Raw genomic sequence first — 17,499 nt, 5'->3', positions numbered from 1 at the left:
AAGACGCAACGAAGGCCCGCTGGAATGGGAGAACCCCGCACACCGAAGTGTGCGGGGTTCTCTTGGTAGGCGTCTGGGCAAACTAGGCGGTGAAGGTGCGCCCGGTCAGCCGCTCGTACGCCTCGATGTAGCGCGCGCGGGTCTTCTCGATGATTTCAGCGGGAAGCGCCGGAGGCTGCTGGCCCGAGGTCTTGTCCCAGCCCGAAGCCTGCGAGGTCAGCCAGTCGCGGACGAACTGCTTGTCGAAGCTTGCCTGGGCCTGGCCCGGCGCGTAGGACTGCGCGTCCCAGAAGCGCGAGGAATCCGGGGTCAGCACCTCGTCGCCCAAGGTGATCTGGCCGGTGGCCGGATCCGCGCCGAACTCTACCTTGGTGTCGGCCAGGATGATGCCGCGCTCGCGCGCGATCTTCTCGGCCTGCTCGTAGAGCGCCACGGTCTTCTCGCGCAGCGCCTCGGCCACCTGGGTGCCTACGCGGTCCACGGTCTGCTCGAACGAGATGTTCTCGTCATGCTCGCCCACTTCGGCCTTGGCCGAGGGGGTGAACAGCGCCGGCTCAAGGCGCGAGCCATCCACCAGGCCTGCCGGTAGCGGCAGCTCGCAGACGGTCGAGGACACCTTGTACTCAGCCAGGCCGGAACCGGTCAGGTAGCCGCGGGCGATGCACTCGATCGGGTACATCTCCAGCTTCTTGCAGACCATTGCGCGCCCCGCCACCTCGGCCGGGACCTCGGTGGAGATCACGTGGTTGGCGAAGTCGCCCAGCTGCTCGAACCACCACAGGCTCAGCTGCGTGAGCACCTTGCCCTTGTCCGGGATTTCGCTGGTCAGCACGAAATCGTAGGCGCTGATGCGGTCGGAGGCCACCACCAGCACGCGGTCGGTGTCCTGGAAGCTGACGCCCGCCGGAACGTAGAGGTCGCGCACCTTGCCCGAGTAGAAGTGGTCCCAACCCTCAAGGGCGAGCACGTCGGTCTGGAATCCTGCCATGAATCTGTAGTCCTCTACTTGCTTTCGTTTGCCACGACGATCTCGCCGCGTTCTGCCTTCAGTGCGATGTCGCTGCGCGACTGGGCACCGGGCCAGCTGATTTCCGCCACGCCGGCATACGCCGCCGCACGGGCCGCCGACAGGTCTTCGCCCAGGCCGACCACCGCCAGCACGCGGCCGCCGGCCACGGTGATGTTGCCCTGCTCGTCGCTGGCGGTGCCTGCGTGCATGACATGCACGTTGTCGATGGCGTTGGCCGCGTCCAGGCCGGCGATTACCGCACCCTTGACCGGGGTGTCCGGGTAGTTCTCCGCGGCGATGACCACGTCCACCGCGGTCTGCTTGGACCACACCAGCTGCTCGGTGTCATCCAGCTTGCCTCGGGCCGCGGCCAGCAGTACGCCGCCCAGCGGGGTCTTCAGGCGGGCCAGCACTGCCTGGGTCTCCGGGTCGCCGAAGCGGGCGTTGAACTCGATGACGCGGATGCCGCGCTTGGTGATGGCCAGGCCGCAGTAGAGCACGCCGGTGAACGGGGTGCCGCGCTTTTCCATCTCGCGCAGGGTCGGGTAGGCCACGCGTTCCATGACCTCGTCCACGAAGCCTTCCGGCAGCCATTCGAGCGGCGAGTACGCGCCCATGCCACCGGTGTTCGGACCTTCGTCATTGTCGAAGATGCGCTTGAAGTCCTGGGCCGGAGACAGCGGCACCGCGTGCAGCCCGTCGCAGATGACGAACAGGGACACTTCCGGGCCGTCCAGGAACTCCTCGATGACCACGGTGCCGCCGGCCGCGAAGCAGGCCTCGGCGTGGGCCAGCGCTTCGGCGCGGTCGGAGGTGACCACCACGCCCTTGCCGGCCGCCAGCCCGTCGTCCTTGACGACGTAGGGCGCACCGAACTCGTCCAGCGCGCGGGCGGCTTCATCGGTGTTCGTGGCGACGTGCGCCATGGCGGTCGGCACCTGGGCGGCGGCCATGACGTCCTTGGCGAAGGCCTTGGAAGCTTCCAGCTGCGCCGCGGCCTTGGTCGGACCGAAGACCGGGATGCCCGCGGCGATCAGCGCGTCGGCCACACCGGCTGCCAGCGGGGCTTCCGGGCCGACTACCACCAGGTCGCTGGCCAGTTCGCGGGCCAGGGCGAGCACTGCTGCCGGATCCTGGGCGTCGATCGCGTGGGTGGTGACGTCCTGCGCCATGCCGGCGTTGCCGGGCGCGCAATGGACCTCGTTGACGTAGGGGTCTGCACTCAGTGCTCGGACAATTGCATGTTCGCGGCCGCCTGGGCCAATAACCAGTACCTTCACATGCCAAAGTTTACCGGAGATCCCCGCTCCCCCAGGCGTGTGTGACCGCGCGATGCCACACATCCCCAGTGGCGGGTCCAGGGCCTAGACTGGCAGGCATGGAACTTGGCCTTGAGTTGTCCGACTGCGCCGAACTGGTGCGCATCACCCGCAATAAAGTGGTTGAATCCCGCCATCTCGGGGTAGCCGTGGTGCTGGACCCCTCCGGGCAGGTGGCGGCCGTGCTGGGCAAGCCGCAGGCACGGATCTTCCCGCGCTCCGCGCTCAAGCCCTTCCAGGCCATCGGCTCGCTGCGCGCCGGCGCGCAACTCTCATCCCAGGGTACCGCTTTAGCCTGCGCCAGCCACCTGGGCACCTTCCGGCACCAGCGCATCGCCGAGCAGACGCTGGAAGCCGCGGGGCTGGGCACAACCGACCTGCACTGCCCCAGTTCCTGGCCGGGCGACTCCGCGACCCGGGATGCAATGAATCGCCAAGGCCTGAGGCCTGGCAGGCTGGCATTCAACTGCTCGGGCAAGCATGCTGCCTTCCTGAATGCCGCGGTTCACGCCGGCGAACCAACCGGCTCATATCTCTCCCCCGGCCACCCGGTGCAGCGCGCGGCGCTGGATGCCATGGAGGAATTCTGCGGACCGATCAGCTTCGTCGGGATCGACGGCTGCGGCGCTCCGGCCCCGCAAATGTCGCTGTTGTCCCTGGCCCGGGGATTCGGCCGGCTCGTTTCTTCCACGGACCCCCAGGCCGAGCAGGTGGTGCAGTCAATCCGCGAGAATCCGTGGGCCATCCGCGGCGAAGGGTCGGCCAACACCCTGGTGATCGAGCGCACCGGCATCATCGCCAAGCTCGGCGCCGAGGGCGTGCTGGCCATGGGAACCCCGGGCGGATACAGCGTGGCGCTGAAAATGCTCGACGGTTCCTCGCGCGGCACCGACCTGCTGGCACTGGACCTGCTGGCCTCCGCCGGAGCACTGGGCAAGGAGGAGCACCGGCAGCTTCGCGCAGCGCTGGCGCCGGCCGCCTCGACACCCGGGGCGCGCGCGGCTGGACTAGAGTTGGCGGGTAGGGATTTCTCCGGAAACTGAATCATGACGCCTCACCGTCATCAAGCGAAGGGGCCTGGCACATGGCCATCAAACGGCGCATCAACGACACCGACGGGCGCTCCGCGCTCAGGGAATGGGTTAACTCGTTGCAAGCCGAAGCTTCCTTGCCCCGCCCGGTGCTGGCCACCGCGGTGCGTTTCACCCTAGAGGAGCTCGCCTCGCGGGCCGAGGGCAACTCGGTGGAAGTCAGGGTGCCGCCCTTCGGTGTGACTCAGTGCATACCCGGGCCCCGGCACACCCGCGGGACCCCTCCGAATGTGGTCGAAATGCCAGCCGATCTATGGCTTCGCCTGGCAACAGGGAAGCTCGTCTGGGCGCAGGCCCTGCAAAGTGGGCAATTGCACGCCTCTGGACTTAGGGCAGACTTGTCGGCACATCTTCCCCTGATTGAGTACCCTTAAAGGTATGGAGCAACACCCCGCCACCCCGTCGTCTGCCGATCAGCCCATCGAAGTCCAGGTTCACGCATCACCGAAGTTCTGGCCTTTCGTCTTGACGTTCCTCGTCATAGGCGCGTTGGTTGGACTGATTGTCGGCCTGGTTGGGGAGCCGTCCGAGGAATATTCACGTGCATCGGCCTCCGGGTTCTTTGCCATGTTCTGCGGCGGCTTGGGCGTCGGTATCGGCGCCGTGGTCTACGTGATCGTTGATCGCGTGACCATGCGCAAATCCAGCAATCATCTGGCGGTTCCCCTGGCCGAGGACACCGACTCCAGCGGACCACAAGGCTAGGGCTCCCTTCCCCTTCCCAGGAAGGCAGGCGGCCGCGCACCTGGCCGCCACCCACCACATATTTGGTCGGTGTCGACCTCTGAGAAACATGAGAGAATAATTACATGGCGCGTGGCGATGGATTTCTAAATCACGACCTCCTTCCGGGCGAGAAGGGGCCGCAGGATGAATGCGGCGTCTTCGGCGTCTGGGCTCCGGGTGAAGAAGTCGCGAAGCTGACCTATTACGGTCTTTATGCACTGCAGCACCGAGGCCAGGAATCCGCTGGCATCGCAACCTCTGATGGTGCACGCATCAACGTCTACAAGGACATGGGCCTCGTCTCCCAGGTCTTCGACGAGAACACCCTGAACTCCATGACCGGCCAGCTGGCCATCGGCCACTGCCGCTACTCCACCACCGGCTCCAGCCACTGGGCCAACGCGCAGCCGACCCTGGGCCCGACCACCACTGGCACCGTGGCCCTGGCCCACAACGGCAACCTCACCAACTCGGCAGATCTGGCGGACATGGTCCGCGCCAAGCAGCTCGCCGAAGGCGGCAAGGTCCGCGGCGAGCTCGCCCAGGGCAACACCACCGACACCGCGCTGGTCACCGCGCTGCTGGCCGGTTCCGAAGGCCAGAGCCTGGAAGACACCGCCCTGGAGCTGCTGCCGAAGATCGAAGGCGCCTTCTGCTTCGTCTTCATGGACGAGGACACCCTCTACGCAGCCCGCGACCCGCACGGCATCCGCCCGCTGGTGCTCGGCCGTCTGGACCGCGGCTGGGTTGTCGCCTCCGAGCAGCCCGCCCTGGCCACCGTGGGCGCCTCGTTCATCCGCGAGATCGAGCCGGGCGAAATGATCGCCATCGACGAGAACGGCGTGCGCTCCACCCGCTTCGCAGAAGCCACCCCCAAGGGCTGCGTCTTCGAGTACGTGTACCTGGCCCGCCCGGATGCCACCATCGCCGGCCGTTCGGTCTACGAATCGCGGGTGGAGATGGGCCGCCAGCTGGCCCGCGAGAACTCCGCCGAGGCTGACATCGTGATCCCGGTGCCGGAATCCGGCACCCCGGCGGCCATCGGCTACGCCGAGGAATCCGGCATCCCGTTCACCCACGGCTTCGTGAAGAACGCCTACGTGGGCCGCACCTTCATCCAGCCGTCGCAGACCCTGCGCCAGCTGGGCATCAAGCTCAAGCTCAACGCCCTGGAGACCGTGCTGCGCGGCAAGCGCGTGGTAGTGGTGGACGACTCGATCGTGCGCGGCAACACCCAGCGCGCCGTGGTGCGCATGCTGCGCGAGGCCGGCGCGGCCGAGGTTCATGTGAAGATCTCCTCCCCTCCGGTGAAGTGGCCCTGCTTCTACGGCATCGACTTCGCCACCCGCGCGGAGCTGATCGCCAACGGCGCCGCCGTGGAGGAAATCGGCAAGTCGATTGGCGCGGACTCGCTGGCCTACATCTCCGAGGACGGCATGATCGAGGCCACCCGCCAGCCGCGCGAGCGCCTGTGCACCGCCTGCTTCACCGGCGACTACCCGATCGCCCTGCCGGATGCCACCCGCCGCGGCAAGAACCTGCTGGAAGCCGCCAACCAGGCCGGCTGCGAGCCGGGCCCGGACTCCGAGCTCGAAGTCACCCTCTAGCCCACGCCCACCCACGTAACCCACCTCGTTGCAAGCGCACCTCAGCACAGCTGCGGTGTCCACGACAGATAGGAACCCCCTGCCATGAGCGGCACGCAAGATCAGCCCACGTCCATCACGTACGCCGGCGCAGGTGTAGACGTCGAAGCCGGCGACCGCGCGGTCGAGCTGATGAAGGGCGCGATCAAGGCGACCCACACCTCCGGCGTTGTCGGCGGGGTCGGCGGCTTCGCAGGACTCTTCGACGTCTCCTTCCTGACCGGCTACAAGAAGCCGTACCTGGCCACCTCCACCGACGGCGTGGGCACCAAGGTCGCCATCGCCCAGAAGCTGGACATCCACGACACCATCGGCCAGGACCTGGTCGGCATGGTCGTGGACGACATCGTTGTGGTCGGCGCCAAGCCGCTGTTCATGACCGACTACATCGCCACCGGCAAGGTCGTTCCGGAGCGCATCGCCGACATCGTGCGCGGCATCGCCGAGGGCTGCAAGCTGGCAGGCACCGCGCTGGTCGGCGGCGAAACCGCCGAGCACCCGGGGCTGCTGGCCGAGAACGAGTACGACGTGGCAGGCGCCGCCACCGGCGTCATCGAGGCAGACCAGCTGCTGGGCCCGGAACGCGTGAAGGCCGGCGACGTGGTCATCGGCATGGCCTCCTCCGGCATCCACTCCAACGGCTACTCGCTGGTGCGCCGCGTCATCGCCCACGCCAAGTGGGAGCTCGACCGGGAGGTCGCCGAGTTCGGCCGCACCCTGGGCGAGGAACTGCTGGTTCCGACCCGCATCTACACCAGCGCCTGCCTGGATCTGGTCGGCGCCCTGAACGACGGAGAGAACTTCGGCGTGCACGGCTTCAGCCACGTCACTGGCGGCGGCCTGGCCGCCAACCTGGCCCGCGTGCTCCCGCAGGGCCTGATGGCCCGCGTGGACCGCTCGACCTGGTCGCTGCCTGCGGTCTTCTCCACCATCGCGCAGCTGGGCAACGTGCCGCAGGCCGACCTTGAACGCACCCTGAACCTGGGTGTGGGCATGGTCGCCGTCGTGGATCCTGCCGTGGCCGACCGCGCCGTCGAACTGCTCAACGCCGCGGGCATGGGCGCCTGGGTCATGGGCGAGGTCGAGAACCTGGATCCGTCGGCTTCCGCCGCAGGCCTGGACTTCGTCCAGGGCGCCAAGGGCGTGGACGGCGGCGCAGTGCTGCTGACCGGCAGCTACGCCAAGTAGGGCTAACGCTTCAACCCCCTGCATACCGGCCGGAAGGCCGGCATGCAGGGGGTTTTGCGTTTCCCGACACGCATGATTAACCGGATGGGTTCCGCGTGGCCGGCGTACAGGAATCGATTCAGCGGTAGTCGATGGTCAGCAGCGAGTCCCTCGGCAGCGATCGCAACGACTGCTCCGCAAGCTGCGAGACTTGGATCCCCGAGGCTCGGCGCGGAACAATCTCCGCTTCCGCCGGGCTCCAGCAATTGAGGATGGCGATTCGCGACACGTGCTCGGCGATGCTTGGCAGTACGTGCAGCCAGGCGATCAGGGTCTGCGGGTCGAGTCCGTCGCTGGGCTTTTTCCCGGGGCCGAGCCCCACCAGGCTCCCGCAGTTGCACATGTTCGGCACCAGTTCAAAGTGCCTGGAGCTGCTGCGGACGCGTGAAGACTTGATCCGCAGCTCGGTGTCCTGCGGGGCGACGCCCAGCCGCGATGCGGTTTCTGCGACGAATCGCTCAGTAAACGAGTGGGCGTTGATCGCCCAGAGCACGGTTTGGCACATGCATCAATTATGCAGGTGACTGCCGTCGGCAGCCGGTGCCCGATGAGCTTCTGCCCGGGCCGGTGCGGCAAGGCTGGCCGCGACGCGAAATGCCCTCGCCTCGGGCCTTGCGTCTGGGTAAGTTGACCCATGGCCTCCTCCGCATGATGGGTGATCCGCCCAACGCGCGGATCCTGCGCCGCCCGTAGCGTGGACTGCGTGAACGGTCCGGGGACTTCCCGCCGACCGCCAGCCCGCCCCGGCCCAGCTAAAGCATGTCGGCCAGGCCAGGATCAACGCGAAGCTCACAAAGCACGGAGCCCGCCGGCACACCGCGTGGGCCAACACCATCTTGGACGCCGTGGATGAGCAGACAGCAGTCGTGGTTGGCACCGAGGCCGCCGGTTTGGTCATTCCGCACCTGGCCCGGCAGCTGATCGCCTTGCATGCCCAGCGGACCGACGTGGCCACGCATCTTGAAGCCATGGGTCGGGCGCACCCTCTTTACCCGGTCCTGACTTCCATGCCAGGGGTCGCCGTCAGGGCCACTGCGATCTTCATCGCCTAGACCTCCGGCAAGACCTTCGACAGTGCCGCAGCACTGGCCTCCTATGCCGGGCTGGCGCCAACCTCCCGTCAGTCGGGCACCTCGAATAAGTCCGGACGGGTCAGCCATTCAGGCAACAGACGCCTGAAACGAGCGTTGTTCCTCTCAGCGTTCGCGTCCATCCGTTTCGACCCGGCCAGCCACGCCTACTATGACCGGAAACGGGCTCAGGGCAAACGCCACAACCAGGCGCTCCTCGCGCTGGCCCACCGGAGGCTAACGGTCATGTTCACAATGATCCGCGACGGGTCGCTTTACGATGCCCCGGTGCCGGAAGTTGCTTGACAAAATACATAGGGCCCCCATCCCCAACGGGCTGATCTGGTGCGCCGCCATCGAGGCTTGCCAAGAGATCGGGGCCTTCGAACGGGTCGGCGAATGGACCGCGGCCCTGGATGTGTTTCGGCTTCTAGAACTAGGCCATTAAAGCGCTAAGACAGTGGGCCAATTCAGCGCGAACTTAGGCCATTTCATCCCACCCCAACAAATCCTCCTGACTAGGAGATTCATAAATGCTAAGTCACCGGCTCAGGATCCTCATTTCCAGTAGCTCTCAACTCATCAACAGCACTCCGGAGCAGAGTGACAGCACCTGTAGAAATCCATGGTGCCCCGAGGCCGTTGGAACATCATGTGAAGAACGCCCTAGTCACACAAAGGGGCAACGCATGATCATAGTCATCGAGCCGCAAGAGACAGTAAAGCAGCCCTCCCAGAAGTAGCAATCCCCGAAGCAAGGTTGACCCCCGCTGAAAGCAGTCAGGTAGTTGAGCATGACCATGGTGGTAACCCATGCGCCGAAATGGTCTACTTTAGGCCACTGAAATGGCCTGGCCTCGCCGCCTTAATGGCCTAGTTCCAAAAAGCCGAAACACACCCTGGACCAGTGGCGACGCAGCAACCCGGGAATGACCGCGTTCGGAGGTGAATGCGCGCTGTACACCGGGCAGCTCCTGGCGCTGCGCGGTGCGTGGAACGAAGCCATGGAGGAATTCTCCGCTGCCGGCCGGCGCTTCGAGAGCAACTCCCAAATCTAGGCGGCGGGGGCGGCCGAACGCGAACGCGGGGACTTGATGCTCATCTACGGCGAACTGGCCGCCGCGGAGCAGGCCTACCAGGTCTCGGCCGAGCACGGCGGCGACCCGCAGCCGGGGCTGGCGCGGTTGTGGGCCGGGAGGGGCGACACCCAGGCCGCGGTGGCCGCGGTCGAACGCTGCCTGCGCGTGCGCACCGTTCCCGCGCAACGGAACCGGCTGCTGCCCCAGGCAAACGACGTGTTCCTGATGGCGGGCGACACCGAACACGCGGGCGCGCTGGCTGCCGAGCTGGAGCCGCTGGCCCAGCAGTCGGGGTGCGAGAGTGCGCTGGCCGCGGCCGCCCATGCTTATGCCTGCCTGGAGCTGGCCCGCGGCGATGCGCCGGCGGTACTGCTCTACGCACGCAAGGCGATCCAGGGCTGGGACCGGGTCGGTTGCCCGTACCGGGCCGCCCGGTCGAGGCTCGTGCCGGGGTGTGCACTGCGCCAGCTGGGCGACCAGGGGTCAGCCCACGCTGAATTACAGGCCGCCGCAGACACGTTCCGGCGCTTGGGCGCACTGCCCGAGGCGAGGGAGGCCCAAAACCAGCTGCCGGTTCCCCTACCGGGCCGGTATCCCGTCGGGCTCACCGAGCGGGAGGTGCAGGTACTGCAGCTGGTGGCCGCCGGGCGCAGCAACCGGGACATCGCCGCGCAGCTGTATCTCAGCGAAAAGACCGTGGCCCGGCACCTGAGCAACATCTTCGCCAAGCTCGATGTGGGGTCGCGCACCGCGGCGGCCGCCTGGACCTTCGCCCACCACCTTGCCTAGCGAGGCTAGGAGAGCTGGTCCAGCGCCTGCCCCAACGGAACCCGCCAACGCCAGGTCGCCTTCTGTTCGCCGCGCACGTGCCCGTTGGTAATCAGCGCGACCGGAAGCCCCAGCTTCACGAAGTCCAGCAGGATGCGGTAGCCGCTCATCACGGCCAGCGAGGAACCGAGCACCAGCAGCGAGGTGGATTCCGCCTGCAGCTGCGCCATGGCTTCCTTGCGGGCCGGCGGCACGCTTTCGCCGAAGTAGACCACGTCAGGCTTGAGAACCAGCGAACCGCAGTTCTCGCAGGCGACCATGGCGAACTGGTCCACCAGGTACTACGGCAGTTCCACGTCCCCGTCCGGATTGACCGCTTCGGGGTCGATTTCCACCGCTTCCAGGTATCCTGTGTTGGCCGCCTGCAGGCGCGCTTCAAAGTGCAGCCGGTCCTCGGTGTGGCCGCAGTCCAGGCAGCGCACGATCGACAGGTCGCCGTGCACCGGGATCACGCGCCGGGATCCGGCCTGCTGGTGCAGCCCGTCGACGTTCTGGGTGATGATCCCGTTGATCCGACCCTCGCGCTCCCACTGGACCAGACGCCGATGGATGTCGTTTGGTTCGGCATTGCCCATGTGCCGCCAGCCCACGTAGCCGCGCGCCCAGTAGCGCTGGCGGGCCTCGGGGCGGTAGCGGAACTCCTGGAAGGTCATCGGCCGGTGCCGTTGCAGCGAGCCGTTGGGACCGCGGTAGTCCGGGATGCCCGAATCGGTGGAGACGCCGGCCCCGGTGACCACCAGAACCTTGCCCTCGTCCAGCATGGATTGCACCCCGTCGCGGGCTTCGGCCTCGGGTGATGCCTCGGCCTGCTGTTCCACGATGCGCTGCATGGAGCGGATCGCCGAGTGGTGCGCCATCTGGATCGAGAGTTCCTCGGGCGTGCTCATGTTCGACCTTTCACCGTTCCGGGTACGACAAAGGCCGCAGCGACCTCAAAGCTAATTTAGCTTATTCGCTGCGGCTTATCGTAAAAATGTATTGAAGAGCTGTACCACTTACTGCACAGGTGTGGCACCCCGAGCTAAAAGTATCCCGGTAAACGTCGACGACCTTAGTCGTCTTCGCCTTCTCCCGAATACTTCTTAGTCAACTCGTCGTAATCCGAATAATCGTCGTCATACGATGAATCATTACGCCCAGTATCCTGAGCATGACGATCGGAGGGCACACCCAACTCGCGTTGGAGTGCCGAAAGGTCCGTCGAGGGCGAGTAGTACTTGATATCTCGCGCTTGACGCTGTGCTTTAGCCTTTTGACGGCCGCGCCCCATGGCGTGACCCCCTCTTTTCAGTAGAGTCGGGAGGTGGTCCACCTAATAGATGGAGGCCCCCGAATATGTGATCAGTTCTTTCGTAATTAAAGGTTAACACGATTCCACGGCGAGCGCTGAACGCAACACCGGTCAGAACCGCTAGACTGGCGATTAGTCCAACGACTATTTTATGACTAGTCGCAGTTCTCGCCCGATCCGCTGACAAAGGAGCTCATCAGGTGGTGGATAAGAATCTCCCGGAGCCGCAGGCCGCACTGCCGCCGTTGCGCCCGGAACCGGAGAAACCCAAGCGTCAGATCGGGCAGTGGTTCCTGCTGGCCGCAGCCGTCATCGCCTTAGCAGCTGCCGTGGTTTTCGTAGTGCTCAGAATCATTGATCCGCCGCCTTCGCCAGAGGCGAACAACGTGCAGCGCAATGAGGCACCCGGCCTGGACGGCGTCATCGCCGAGGGCATGCCGCCGGAGCAGCTGGTGCTCGGCGACTGCTTGCGGGGTTTCACCACGCCGCTGGATCCGCAGACCGTAGTAACCTGCGATTCCTCCCATAACGCGCAGCTGATCGGCACCTTCGAGCTTGAGGGCGCCCCCGAGGCACCCTACCCCGGCGCGGACGAGCTGCTGACCCAGTCCGAGGACCTGTGCAAGTCGGTCTCCTTGGACCCAAGCGCGGGAATCGACTCCACCTGGACTTACCACTTCTCGCGGCCGTCGAAGGCCACGTGGGAAAAGGGTGACCGGTTGGTCTCCTGCTTCCTGAGCCTGACCGACGGCAACGTGCGCAGTTCGCTGCTGCCTGCCTCGGATGAGCCGGGAAGCTCCGCTTCGAACCCGTCCGAGGACAAGACCAGGGAAACGGAAAACGCCAACGCCTAAGTCGGCTCTCGGCGCTGCTGGGCCGATGCCGCAGGATACCGGAATGCGGTGTGAAGACCACGAGGTCTTCACACCGCATCCCTTTTGTTCACGGCCCGTGAAGGCTAGCTGTCGGCGCGTCCTACGGTCAGCCGGTCCTTGCCCTCGTCCAGCGTGACCGAAACGGTGTCCCCGTCCTGGACCTCGCCGGCAAGGATTTCCTTGGCCAGCCGGTCGCCAATCTCACGCTGCACCAGACGGCGCAGCGGGCGGGCACCGAAGGCCGGGTCGTACCCGGTCAAGGCGAGCCATTCGCTGGCGGCCGGATCCACGTCAAGGGTCAGTCGCCGTTCGGACAGGCGCTCGGAGAGCTGGTCGATCTGCAGCTTGACGATGTTGCCCAGCTCGTCGATGCTCAGCGGGTCGAACATGATGACCTCGTCCAGGCGGTTCAGGAACTCCGGCTTGAACGAAGCGTTGACCACGTTCATCACCGCCGCCTTCTTGGTCTCGGCATCCAGGGTCTGGTCCACCAGGAACTGGGAGCCCAGGTTGGAGGTCAGGATCAGGATGGTGTTCCTGAAGTCCACCGTACGTCCCTGCCCATCGGTCAGCCGTCCGTCGTCGAGCACCTGCAGCAGGATGTCGAAGACCTCGGGGTGGGCCTTCTCGACTTCGTCGAGCAGGATCACCGAGTACGGCCGGCGGCGCACCGCTTCGGTCAGCTGGCCGCCCTCTTCGTAGCCCACGTAGCCCGGAGGGGCACCGACCAGTCGCGAGACCGCGTGCTTCTCCGAGTACTCGGACATGTCGATGCGCACCATGGCGCGCGGGTCGTCGAAGAGGAAGTCGGCTAGGGACTTGGCCAGCTCCGTCTTGCCCACGCCGGTGGGGCCGAGGAACAGGAAGGAGCCGGTCGGACGGTTCGGGTCGGCGATGCCTGCACGGGTGCGGCGCACCGCATCCGAGACCGCAGCCACTGCCTGCTTCTGGCCCATCAGGCGCTGCCCGATGATCTCCTCCATGTCCAGCAGCTTCTGGCTTTCGCCCTGCAGCATGCGCCCGGCAGGGATGCCGGTCCAGGCGGAGATCACCTCGGCAATGTCATCCGCGGTGACCTCGTCGGCCACCATGGTGTGCTCCTTGGCGCCATGCGCTTCGGCGGCCGCGGCGGCGTCCAGCTCCTGCTGGAGCGTCGGGATCTCGCCGTAGAGCAGGCGCGAGGCCTTCTCCAGGTCGCCTTCGCGCTGGTACTTCTCTGCCTCGGAGCGCAGCTCATCCAGCTTGACCTTCAGGTCGCCGACCCGGTTCAGGCCTGCCTTTTCGGCTTCCCACTGCGAGTTCAGGGCGTCGAGCTTCTCCTTCTTGTCGGCCATGTCCTTGCGCAGGGCCTCCAAGCGTTCCACCGATGCGGGATCGGTTTCATCGCTCAGCGCCAGCTCCTCCATGGTGAGCCGGTCGACTTCGCGGCGCAGCTCGTCGATCTCCTCCGGGGCGGAGTCGATCTCCATGCGCAGGCGGCTGGCTGCCTCGTCGACCAGGTCGATGGCCTTGTCCGGCAGCTGGCGCCCGGAGATGTACCGATTGGACAGCGCGGCGGCGGCAACCAGCGCGGAGTCCGCGATGGACACCTTGTGGTGCGCTTCATAGCGTTCCTTCAGGCCGCGCAGGATGGCAATGGTGTCATCCACGCTCGGCTCCCCCACGTACACCTGAGCGAAGCGGCGCTCCAGCGCCGGGTCTTTCTCGATGTTCTCGCGGTACTCGTCCAGGGTGGTAGCACCGATCAGGCGCAACTCGCCGCGGGCAAGCATCGGCTTGAGCATGTTGCCAGCATCCATGGCGCCTTCGGAGGCGCCAGCACCGACCACGGTGTGGATCTCGTCGATGAACGTGACGATCTGCCCGTCAGAGGACTTGATCTCTTCCAGAACCGCCTTCAGGCGCTCCTCGAATTCGCCGCGATACTTGGCACCGGCAACCATGGCACCCAGGTCAAGGGAGATCAGGGTCTTGCCGCGCAGCGATTCCGGGACGTCCCCGGCAATCATGCGCTGGGCCAGGCCCTCGACCACGGCAGTCTTGCCGACACCGGGCTCGCCGATCAGCACCGGGTTGTTCTTGGTGCGGCGCGAAAGCACCTGCACCACACGGCGGATTTCACGGTCGCGTCCGATGACGGGGTCCAGCTTGCCCGCACGGGCCAGCGCCGTCATGTCGGTGCCGAACTTCTCCAGGGACTGGAAGGTCGCCTCAGGGTTCGGGTTGTCGACCTTGCGGTCGCCGCGGATGGTGGGCAGGGTTCCCACCAGCAGGTCGCGGGTAACTCCCATCTCGCGCAGCGCCTCGCCGGTCTTGGTCTGGTCGCTGGCCAGTGCGATCAGCAGGTGCTCGGTGGAGACGTAGGTGTCACCCATTTCCGTCGCAGTCTCCTGAGCGTTGTTCACCACCTGCAACAGCTGGCGGGAGAACTGGGCCTGGGCCACCGAGGAACCGGAGCTGGAAGGCAGCGCCTTGATCAGCGAGCTCGCCTTCACCGAAAGCGCGTCGACATCCAACCCTGCAGTCTTCAGCAGTGCCACCGCAACCGAGTCACGCTGGTCCAGCAGCGCCTTGAGCAGGTGCGCAGGTTCAATCTGGGGATTGCCTGCGGTCGATGCGTTCATCCCGGAGGCCGAGAGAGCCTCTTGGCTCTTGGTAGTGAGTTTGGTGTCCACGCGCTTCCTTTCGTTTGTGGGTGAACCTTTAAACTTGAGTGTACTTAACTCAACTCTTGTTTGACAGGGGTTATTCCGTTTTCGCCGAACAATTTCAAAAAAGTTTTTCCTTGTATTCACCGAGCCGACCTGCGAACAATGGAGCTATGGCTAACCCGAACTCACCAGAGCTTTTCTTCGCCGAACACGATGAGCAGGTCAAGGCCTTCATCGACCAGCATCGGGCGATGCTGCTCGATTGCCTCGACGGCCTCACCGAAGAGGAGGCCAGAGTGCAGCTCGTGCCGTCGCGCACCACGCTGCTCGGGCTGGTCAAGCACGGAACATTCGTCGAGAAGGTCTGGTTCCGGGAGGCTCCCACCAGCAGTTCCCGCTCCATCTTGGGTATCGCCCCGAATCCCGATGAGTCGTTCAAGCTCGAAGAGGGCGACAACATTGCCAGCGTCATCGCCGAGTATCGCGAAGAAATAGCGCACACCCACCAGGTCCTGGAGGGGACGACCGGCGAAACGGTCTTCCCCGGGAACAAGCGGGGGCCGCTGCCCCTGCGCTGGATCCAGCTTCACATGCTGCGTGAACTGGCGCAGCACTGCGGACACGCGGACATCCTGCGCGAACAAGTCCTAGCCGCGCGAAATGCCTCTCCCTAGGCCCGGCGATGGGCGGCTCCACCGGTCGAACAACCACCGCCGGTCAACGCACCGCACATGCCTGAACTTTCCCTGAGGGCAAAACTCAAGATAGAGTTGATCCCACGTAAGGGAGTATTCACAAGCGTTTGATCCGTCAGTACGTAAGACACAGGAGTCTTGCCGGGTTCTGCGGCCAACCATTTTCCGTTGGCGAAGAGACTTACTTGGATGGCTTGTACCCAACTTACGAAAGCAGGAATCCCCATGGGAGTTTCTCCTTTGATCTGGGGCATCACGATTGTCGTGATCCTCGCACTTTTGGCATTCGACTACTTCTTCCACATCCGCAAGGCGCACGTTCCGTCGTTGCGTGAAGCGGCCATCTGGTCGAGCATCTACGTCGGCCTCGCTTTAATCTTCGGCATCGTCGTATTCATTTTCGGCGGCGTGGACATGGGCGCCGAATACTTCGCCGGCTACATCACCGAAAAGGCCCTCTCGGTCGACAACCTGTTTGTCTTCCTGATCATCATGGCCAGCTTCAAGGTGCCACGCGAGGACCAGCAGAAGGTGCTGCTGTTCGGCATCGTGTTCTCGCTGATTGCCCGTACCGCATTCATCTTCGTCGGTGCGGCGCTGATCAACCAGTTCGCCTGGGTCTTCTACATCTTCGGCCTGATCCTGCTGCTGACCGCAGGCAACCTGCTCAAGAAGGACGACGAGTCCGACGAGGCGAACAACTTCATCATCCGTCTGGCCAAGAAACTGTTCCACACCACCGACGAGTACGACGGCGATAAGCTGTTCACCAAGATCGACGGCAAGAAGGTCTTGACCCCGATGCTGCTGGTCATGGTGGCCATCGGCGGTACCGACATCCTCTTCGCCCTGGACTCGATCCCGGCAATCTTCGGCCTGACCCAGAACGTCTTCATCGTCTTCACCGCGACCGCATTCTCCCTGATGGGTCTGCGCCAGCTGTACTTCCTGCTTGACGGCCTGCTGGATCGACTGATCTACCTGTCCTACGGCCTGGCTGCGATCCTGGCGTTCATCGGCGTCAAGCTGATCCTGCACGCGCTGCATGAGAACAACCTGCCGTTCATCAACGGCGGCGAGCACGTATCGGTCATCGAGATCACCACCGGCCTGTCGCTGAGCGTGATCATCGGCGTCCTGGTAGTCACGGTCCTCGCCTCCCTGTTCAGCAAGGCCGGCAAGGCGCAGACCGCCGTGAACAACGTACGCCGCCATGCGAACAACTACACCGACCTCTCCTACACCGCGGACCAGGCCGAGCGCGAGCGGATCTACACCGAGCTGCTGGAAGAGGAAGCCTACGTGAAGTCCATGGACAAGAAGTACCGCGACAAGGTCAAGGACATCGACAAGATCCGCGACGAAATCACCGAGGCGCACCGCCAGCACGACGAGTACCTCAAGAGCTAGCAACGGCATCTACCGCCAATACGGACCGGGGCTGCCCTTCCACGTGGAAGGGCAGCCCCGGTCCGTTTAATCCGTGCGAGCCGAACGGCAGGCGCTAGCGGCGCATGGTCCCGATGTAGTAGTCCGAAGCGACCACCACCTTGCCCAGCGGCATCAGGGACACCGGGATCATCTTCAGGTTCGCGATGCCCAGCGGGATGCCGATGATCGACACGAACATCGGGATGGCGGTAAGCACGTGGCCGATGGCGATCCAGATGCCGGCAAAAACCAGCCAGATCACGTTGCCCAGCGTGGAGAAGGCTCCCACAGCGCCGCGATCCACGACGGTGCGGCCGAAGGGCCACAGCGCGTAACCCGCGATGCGGAATGAAGCGATGCCGAACGGAATGGTCACGATCAGCAGGCAGCAGATGATGCCAGCCAGGACATACCCCAGTGCCAGCCACAGGCCGCCGAAGAGCAGCCAGATGATATTCAGGATTCCCCGCAATAGATCAGTCATGGATCCAGTCTTCCCCATCGACTCCCCCGGGCGCCATGGGTGACAGCCCGGATTTTCCCCTGAAACCGTGGCCAATC

At 64.9% G+C, this 17,499-nt stretch carries 16 protein-coding genes and 2 pseudogenes; 11 read left to right on the top strand and 7 right to left on the bottom strand.

Annotation, left to right across the window (positions count from 1 at the left end; all coding sequences use genetic code 11):
- Positions 1–82: 82 nt before the first annotated feature.
- Positions 83–988, bottom strand: coding sequence for a phosphoribosylaminoimidazolesuccinocarboxamide synthase (locus ATC04_RS05070; RefSeq protein WP_047119853.1), 906 nt, complete (start codon positions 986–988; stop codon positions 83–85).
- A gap of 14 nt (positions 989–1,002) precedes the next feature.
- Positions 1,003–2,289 (bottom strand): phosphoribosylamine--glycine ligase, encoded by a 1,287-nt coding sequence (gene purD, locus ATC04_RS05065; protein ID WP_047119854.1) that lies wholly within the window; start codon positions 2,287–2,289, stop codon positions 1,003–1,005.
- A gap of 98 nt (positions 2,290–2,387) precedes the next feature.
- Here purD and ATC04_RS05060 point away from each other — a divergent pair, with 98 nt between their 5' ends.
- The 5 genes from ATC04_RS05060 to purM all read left to right on the top strand — a co-directional run bounded on the left by ATC04_RS05060 (position 2,388) and on the right by purM (position 6,979).
- Positions 2,388–3,371 carry an asparaginase gene (locus tag ATC04_RS05060; protein WP_082123961.1) on the top strand — a complete coding sequence of 328 codons (984 nt, stop codon included), beginning with the start codon at positions 2,388–2,390 and terminating at the stop codon, positions 3,369–3,371.
- A gap of 41 nt (positions 3,372–3,412) precedes the next feature.
- Complete coding sequence (locus ATC04_RS05055; protein ID WP_047119855.1) at positions 3,413–3,793, top strand: sterol carrier family protein; 381 nt, start codon at positions 3,413–3,415, stop codon at positions 3,791–3,793.
- 4 nt (positions 3,794–3,797) lie between these two features.
- Positions 3,798–4,124, top strand: a complete 327-nt coding sequence (locus ATC04_RS05050; protein WP_047119856.1) for a hypothetical protein — start codon at positions 3,798–3,800, stop codon at positions 4,122–4,124.
- A 104-nt stretch (positions 4,125–4,228) separates the two neighbouring features.
- Entirely contained in the window at positions 4,229–5,752 is a 1,524-nt protein-coding gene (gene purF / locus ATC04_RS05045; RefSeq protein ID WP_047119857.1) for an amidophosphoribosyltransferase, read from the top strand.
- A gap of 84 nt (positions 5,753–5,836) precedes the next feature.
- The gene (gene purM, locus ATC04_RS05040; RefSeq protein WP_047119858.1) at positions 5,837–6,979 is read left to right on the top strand and encodes a phosphoribosylformylglycinamidine cyclo-ligase; all 1,143 of its coding nucleotides are present in this window, start codon (positions 5,837–5,839) and stop codon (positions 6,977–6,979) included.
- A 118-nt stretch (positions 6,980–7,097) separates the two neighbouring features.
- Here purM and ATC04_RS05035 read toward each other — a convergent pair whose 3' ends face one another.
- Positions 7,098–7,523, bottom strand: a complete 426-nt coding sequence (locus ATC04_RS05035; RefSeq protein WP_047119859.1) for a hypothetical protein — start codon at positions 7,521–7,523, stop codon at positions 7,098–7,100.
- Between the two features lie 232 nt (positions 7,524–7,755).
- Between ATC04_RS05035 and ATC04_RS18705 the strand changes: the two are divergent.
- From ATC04_RS18705 to ATC04_RS20010, 3 genes and pseudogenes are all read left to right on the top strand, one after another.
- Positions 7,756–8,394 (top strand): annotated as a pseudogene (locus tag ATC04_RS18705) (transposase); the annotation flags it as partial.
- A 623-nt stretch (positions 8,395–9,017) separates the two neighbouring features.
- Positions 9,018–9,146, top strand: coding sequence for a hypothetical protein (locus tag ATC04_RS20015; protein WP_286158841.1), 129 nt, complete (start codon positions 9,018–9,020; stop codon positions 9,144–9,146).
- A 36-nt stretch (positions 9,147–9,182) separates the two neighbouring features.
- A complete protein-coding gene (locus ATC04_RS20010) occupies positions 9,183–9,956 on the top strand; it encodes a LuxR family transcriptional regulator (RefSeq protein ID WP_052772460.1) in 774 nt (257 codons plus the stop codon).
- A gap of 5 nt (positions 9,957–9,961) precedes the next feature.
- Here ATC04_RS20010 and ATC04_RS05015 read toward each other — a convergent pair.
- A pseudogene (locus ATC04_RS05015) lies at positions 9,962–10,756 on the bottom strand (Sir2 family NAD-dependent protein deacetylase).
- 290 nt (positions 10,757–11,046) lie between these two features.
- Entirely contained in the window at positions 11,047–11,265 is a 219-nt protein-coding gene (locus ATC04_RS18700; RefSeq protein WP_082123962.1) for a DUF3073 domain-containing protein, read from the bottom strand.
- 224 nt (positions 11,266–11,489) lie between these two features.
- Here ATC04_RS18700 and ATC04_RS05010 point away from each other — a divergent pair, with 224 nt between their 5' ends.
- Positions 11,490–12,140 (top strand): septum formation family protein, encoded by a 651-nt coding sequence (locus ATC04_RS05010; RefSeq protein ID WP_147407163.1) that lies wholly within the window; start codon positions 11,490–11,492, stop codon positions 12,138–12,140.
- 104 nt (positions 12,141–12,244) lie between these two features.
- Here the strand turns inward: ATC04_RS05010 and clpB are convergent, their stop codons facing one another.
- Positions 12,245–14,836 (bottom strand): ATP-dependent chaperone ClpB, encoded by a 2,592-nt coding sequence (clpB, locus tag ATC04_RS05005; RefSeq protein WP_047119861.1) that lies wholly within the window; start codon positions 14,834–14,836, stop codon positions 12,245–12,247.
- Positions 14,837–14,982: 146 nt separating this feature from the next.
- Here clpB and ATC04_RS05000 point away from each other — a divergent pair, with 146 nt between their 5' ends.
- Positions 14,983–15,486 (top strand): DinB family protein, encoded by a 504-nt coding sequence (locus tag ATC04_RS05000; protein ID WP_047119862.1) that lies wholly within the window; start codon positions 14,983–14,985, stop codon positions 15,484–15,486.
- 246 nt (positions 15,487–15,732) lie between these two features.
- Positions 15,733–16,917 carry a TerC family protein gene (locus ATC04_RS04995; protein WP_047119863.1) on the top strand — a complete coding sequence of 395 codons (1,185 nt, stop codon included), beginning with the start codon at positions 15,733–15,735 and terminating at the stop codon, positions 16,915–16,917.
- 94 nt (positions 16,918–17,011) lie between these two features.
- Here the strand turns inward: ATC04_RS04995 and ATC04_RS04990 are convergent, their stop codons facing one another.
- On the bottom strand, positions 17,012–17,410 hold the full coding sequence (locus ATC04_RS04990; protein ID WP_181728127.1) for a YccF domain-containing protein: 399 nt from the start codon (positions 17,408–17,410) through the stop codon (positions 17,012–17,014).
- Between the last annotated feature and the right edge of the window lie 89 nt (positions 17,411–17,499).

It is taken from the genome of Arthrobacter sp. YC-RL1, assembly GCF_001454985.1.
Lineage (GTDB): Bacteria > Actinomycetota > Actinomycetes > Actinomycetales > Micrococcaceae > Glutamicibacter > Glutamicibacter soli.
This window is presented reverse-complemented; position numbering and strand designations above follow the sequence as displayed.